Source organism: Saccharopolyspora sp. NPDC002686 (genome assembly GCF_040295745.1).
Classification (GTDB): domain Bacteria; phylum Actinomycetota; class Actinomycetes; order Mycobacteriales; family Pseudonocardiaceae; genus Saccharopolyspora; species Saccharopolyspora oryzae.
The window spans coordinates 1-4,589 of the sequence record NZ_JBEOVY010000486.1 but is presented as its reverse complement, the minus strand read 5'-3'; the positions used below and the strand labels follow the sequence as shown (position 1 = coordinate 4,589).

General features: G+C 69.4%; 5 protein-coding genes and 1 pseudogene. 4 read left to right on the top strand and 2 right to left on the bottom strand.

Annotation, left to right across the window (positions count from 1 at the left end; translation table 11 throughout):
- Positions 1-96 precede the first annotated feature (96 nt).
- Positions 97-1,290, bottom strand: a complete 1,194-nt coding sequence (locus ABTZ89_RS36095; RefSeq protein ID WP_351053442.1) for an NAD(P)-dependent malic enzyme — start codon at positions 1,288-1,290, stop codon at positions 97-99.
- Between the two features lie 433 nt (positions 1,291-1,723).
- Between ABTZ89_RS36095 and ABTZ89_RS36090 the strand changes: the two genes are divergently transcribed.
- Positions 1,724-2,326 carry a dTDP-4-dehydrorhamnose 3,5-epimerase family protein gene (locus ABTZ89_RS36090; RefSeq protein WP_351053439.1) on the top strand — a complete coding sequence of 201 codons (603 nt, stop codon included), beginning with the start codon at positions 1,724-1,726 and terminating at the stop codon, positions 2,324-2,326.
- 4 nt (positions 2,327-2,330) lie between these two features.
- Here the strand turns inward: ABTZ89_RS36090 and ABTZ89_RS36085 are convergent, their stop codons facing one another.
- The gene (locus tag ABTZ89_RS36085; protein ID WP_270949063.1) at positions 2,331-2,591 is read right to left on the bottom strand and encodes a S24/S26 family peptidase; all 261 of its coding nucleotides are present in this window, start codon (positions 2,589-2,591) and stop codon (positions 2,331-2,333) included.
- Between the two features lie 133 nt (positions 2,592-2,724).
- On the opposite strand from ABTZ89_RS36085, the gene sodN reads away from it, so the two are divergent.
- The 3 genes and pseudogenes from sodN to ABTZ89_RS36070 all read left to right on the top strand — a co-directional run.
- A complete protein-coding gene (gene sodN, locus ABTZ89_RS36080; RefSeq protein ID WP_270949062.1) occupies positions 2,725-3,132 on the top strand; it encodes a superoxide dismutase, Ni in 408 nt (135 codons plus the stop codon).
- Positions 3,133-3,444: 312 nt separating this feature from the next.
- Positions 3,445-4,311: an alpha/beta fold hydrolase gene (locus ABTZ89_RS36075; protein WP_351053435.1), complete on the top strand. Its 867-nt coding sequence runs from the start codon at positions 3,445-3,447 to the stop codon at positions 4,309-4,311.
- A 68-nt stretch (positions 4,312-4,379) separates the two neighbouring features.
- A pseudogene (locus ABTZ89_RS36070) lies at positions 4,380-4,589 on the top strand (AraC family transcriptional regulator); the annotation flags it as partial.

The window sequence follows — 4,589 nt, the reverse complement described above, 5'->3', positions numbered from 1 at the left end:
TCCCCGGCCCCGTCCGGCACAACTCCGGCCCGGCGCCGCGCGGTCCGGCCGCGGCAGCGCCGACTGCTCGGCAGGCCGTCGTGCGCATCAGTGCGATCAGGCCCTGGCGACGCCTTCGGCCCGGGCCGCCTTGGCCACCGCGGCGCTGACCTCGGGCGCGACCCGCGGGTCCAGGGGGCTGGGCACGATGTAGTCGGCGCTGAGGTCGTCGGCGGCGACCGCGGCGATCGCCTCGGCGGCCGCGACCTTCATCCCGTCGGTGATCTTGCGGGCGCCGACGTCGAGCGCGCCCTTGAAGATGCCGGGGAAGGCCAGCACGTTGTTGATCTGGTTCGGGAAGTCGCTGCGCCCGGTGGCCACCACGCTGGCGTGCTTCTTCGCGACCTCGGGGTGGATCTCCGGGTCCGGGTTGGACAGCGCGAACACGATCGCCCCGTCGGCCATGGTGGCCACCAGCTCCTCCGGGAGCTGCCCGACCGAAACGCCGATCACGACGTCGGCGCCGTTGAGCGCCTCGGCCTGACCACCGGTGATCCCGCGCGGGTTGGTGAACTCCGCCAACTCTTCCTTGATCGGGGTCAGCCCGTCCCGGCCCGCGCTGATGATGCCGCGCGAGTCGAGCACGACGATCTCGCCGACACCGGCGGCGTGCAGGATCTTCGCGCAGGCGACGCCGGCCGCACCGGCGCCGGAGATGACCACGCGCAGCGAGCTCAGCTCGCGGTTGGTGACCCGGGCGGCGTTCTTCAGCGCGGCGAGCACGACCACGGCGGTGCCGTGCTGGTCGTCGTGCATGACCGGGCAGTCCAGCGCCTCGGAGACCCGGCGCTCCAGCTCGAAGCAGCGCGGCGCGGAGATGTCCTCGAGGTTGACCGCGCCGAACGACGGGCGCAGCCGGACCAGGGTCTCGACGATCTCGTCGACGTCGGTGGTGTCCAGCACCAGCGGGATCGAGTCGAGTCCGGCGAAGGTCTTGAACAGGGCGGACTTGCCCTCCATGACCGGCAGCGAAGCTCGCGGGCCGATGTCGCCCAGCCCGAGCACCGCGGTGCCGTCGCTGACCACGGCCACCAACCGCTGCGTCCAGGTGTAGCGGTCGACCAGCGTCGGGTCGCTGGCGATGGCCCGGCTGACCTGCGCCACGCCCGGCGTGTAGGCGATCGAGAGGTCGCGCGCGGTGCTCAGCGGCGCGGTCACCTCGACGCCCAGCTTGCCGCCTTCGTGCGCGGCGAAAATTTCTTCGTTGGTCAATTCAGCACCGTTGTCGGTGCGGTCGTTAACGGCGGTCACGGCGTCCCTCCTGTAGCCATGCCTTCGGCCCGGGCACGTACCGGGCCGGGCGGTGGGTGACGCGAAAGCCACCCGGGTAACACCACTGCACCGGGCGTTCCGGTCTGGTGGTGCGTGAATGAACCGAACACAGCTGCCCCGGTCGGACAGCGGCTCGGCGGACGCTGCGGTTCGAACAGTGTGCCAGGCCTCCAGATCAATGTCAGCGACCGGGATCACACAAGCTCACCAGCAACTTCAACAAAATGTCAACGGATTCTCGCAGTACGGACGTCCTATTTCGATTCGAAAAGGCCAGTACGTACGTACGGTTTTCATAATTTGCGGAGGCCGGAACGAACTCGGGTTTTTTCCCGGCCTCGTGCAGTACGCACGTTCTGCTGCCACCGCCCCTTGAGAACCGTCCCCCGACCGGACCCATAGGCTTTCGGACGTGCAGGCACGTCGACTTGAGAACACGGGCGCGTTCGAGTTCACCCCGAAGTCCTTCCCGGACCACCGCGGCCTCTTCGTCGCGCCGTTCCAGGAACCGGCGTTCACCGAAGCCGTCGGACACCCGCTGCGGGTCGCGCAGACCAACCACAGCGTGTCCGCGCGCGGCGTCATCCGCGGCGTGCACTTCTCCGACGTGCCGCCCAGCCAGGCCAAGTACGTGTACTGCCCGCAGGGCGCGCTGCTCGACGTGGTGGTCGACATCCGGGTCGGCTCGCCCACCTTCGGCCGCTGGGACGCGGTCCGGCTGGACTCCACCGAGTACCGCGCGCTCTACGTGCCGGAAGGCCTCGGGCACGCCTTCGTCGCGCTGACCGACAACACGGTGATGAGCTACCTCTGCTCCACCCCGTACAACCCGGGCGCCGAGCACGGCATCAACCCGCTCGACCCGGAACTCGCGCTCCCCTGGGACGAAGTGGACGGTGAACCGGTCCTGTCCGAGAAGGACCGCACCGCCCCCACCCTCGCCGAAGCCGCCGAGCAGGGCCTGCTTCCGCAGTACGAAACCTGCCTGGCCCACTACGAAACCCTGCGCGCCTGACGGATCAGCGCAGGCGCCCCGGGTTCGGCCACAGCCGCCAGCGGACGACGCCGAGGACTTCGGCCGGGCCCAGTTCGCGGGAATCCGTCGAGCCGAAGCTGTTGTCGCCCTCGACGTGCCAACCGCCGTCCTCGCGGCGCACCGCGCGCTTGACCGACAGCTGCCCCGGCCGCTGCGCCCACCGCACCAGGACGACGTCGCGCGGGCGGGCGCGACCGCGCAGCCGCAGCAGCACGACATCGCGGTCCCGCAGTGTGGGAACCATCGAAGGGCCCCGCACCAGCAAGCGGCGCCACGGCCACCGCCCGAGCGATCTCACAGCCCACCTCCAGTAGGACGTCGAGGATCTTCCAGAGTAGGGTCGGCCCTGTCGGAGCACTCACTGTCAGGGAGGAAAAATGCGACTGCTGTCGCGCATCCTCAGCCCCCGCCTCGAGGCCACCGCGCACTGCGACCTTCCGTGCGGCGTGTACGACCCGGCCCAGGCGCGCATCGAGGCTGAGTCCGTCAAGGCGGTCCAGGAGAAGTACCAGGCCAATGAGGACCCGGAGTTCCGCACTCGCGCGATTCTGATCGCCGAGCAGCGCTCCGAGTTGGTCAAGCACCACCTGTGGGTGCTGTGGACCGACTACTTCAAGCCGCCGCACTTCGAGAAGTACCCGCAGCTGCACGAGCTGGTCAACAAGGCCACCAAGGCAGCCGGTGCCGCTGGCACCAAGGGTTCGATGGACCCGCAGAAGGGCCAGGAACTGCTGGACCACATCGCGGAGATCGAGAAGATCTTCTGGGAGACCAAGCAGGGCTGAGGCCACGAGCTTGACCAAGACGCCGACCAGCGAAAACACCCTTTCGTTGGTCGGCGTCTCTTTCGTCTTGGCCTGCTCCCACGGCCTGCTAACGGCCCGAGTGCTCATATCCGTCCGATGTGGACGGTTCACCAGGCCCATTCCGCGGATCGCGCCCGTCAACCCCACCTCGACTTGCTCGTTGCGCACCGGTACCAACCGCCCGGCGCACCCCAGAGCGGGCGCAATCCAGCCTCCGCTTCCGAGCGCCGAGCCGACCCGGACCGGAAAACCCGGTGCGAGCGCCCCGAAGGGCGTCCACAATCGACTTTCGTGCACGTCTCCGAACCAGTTCGCCTCGCCCAGCACCGACTTTCCGACGGGCGGAACCTCGCCTGGGCCGAGTGGGGGCCGCAACGAGGGATCCCGGTGCTGCTCTGCCCCGGTGCCGCGACGAGCCGCCGCCTCGGATTCGGCACCGATGCCGTCGACGCGCTCGGCATCCGGTTGATCTCGGTCGACCGGCCCGGGCTCGGCGCCTCCGACCCCTCGCCGGGCCGCACGCTGAGCAGCTTCGCCGAGGACATCGCTGAACTGCGCCGGGCAGTTCTGGGCTCGGGTCAGCTCGCCGTCGTCGGCTACTCCGCGGGCGGACCGTTCGCGCTGGCCTGCGCGGCGGCGGGGGTGGCGGAGCGGACCGCGGTCGTCGCCGGCGCCGACGAGTTCGCGTCCTTCGACAACGGGCTACCGGACGACTTGCGCAGCATCGTCGAGCTGGCGGCAGCCGACCCGGCCGCCGCCGAGCAGTCCTTCGCCGAATTCGGCAGCGCCGATTCGCTGTGGCAGCTGATCACCAGGTTCAGCCCGGAAGGCGACCTGGCCGTCTACCGCTCACCGGGATTCGAGCCGATCTTCCGGAAGGCGATGGCCGAGGGATTCGCGCAGGGACCAGGCGGTTATGCCCGCGACACCTTACTCACCATGAGCCGCTGGCCGTTCGCCGTCGCGGACGTCCGCACCCCGGTCGACCTCTGGTACGGCCAGCTCGACACCAGCCCCAGCCACTCACCCGACCACGGGGCCGCACTCGCCGGACGCATCCCGTCCGCGAACCACCACCTGGTAGCGGATGCAGGTGGTTCCCTGCTCTGGACGCATGCCGAAGCGATCTTGCGCGAGCTGACGCGCTCCGACCGCTGAGCCACCTGTCCTGATCGGTGGGGTGCTCGTCCTTGAGGACGTCCCGCGGCGCGGCCAAGCTCGGTGACGTGGGCAGGAACCGAGTGGTCATCGTGGTTTACGACGACGTCCAGCTGTTGGACGTCGCGGGACCGCTGGAGGTGTTCGACGGCGCTCGGCACCTGGTCAGCGATGGCTACGAGGTGCTCCTGGCCTCGCTCAGCGGCGACGACGTGGTCACCTCGTCGCGCGTCCGGCTGGGCGTGGACGTGGCTGTGATGTGCACCGGCAAGCTCCTC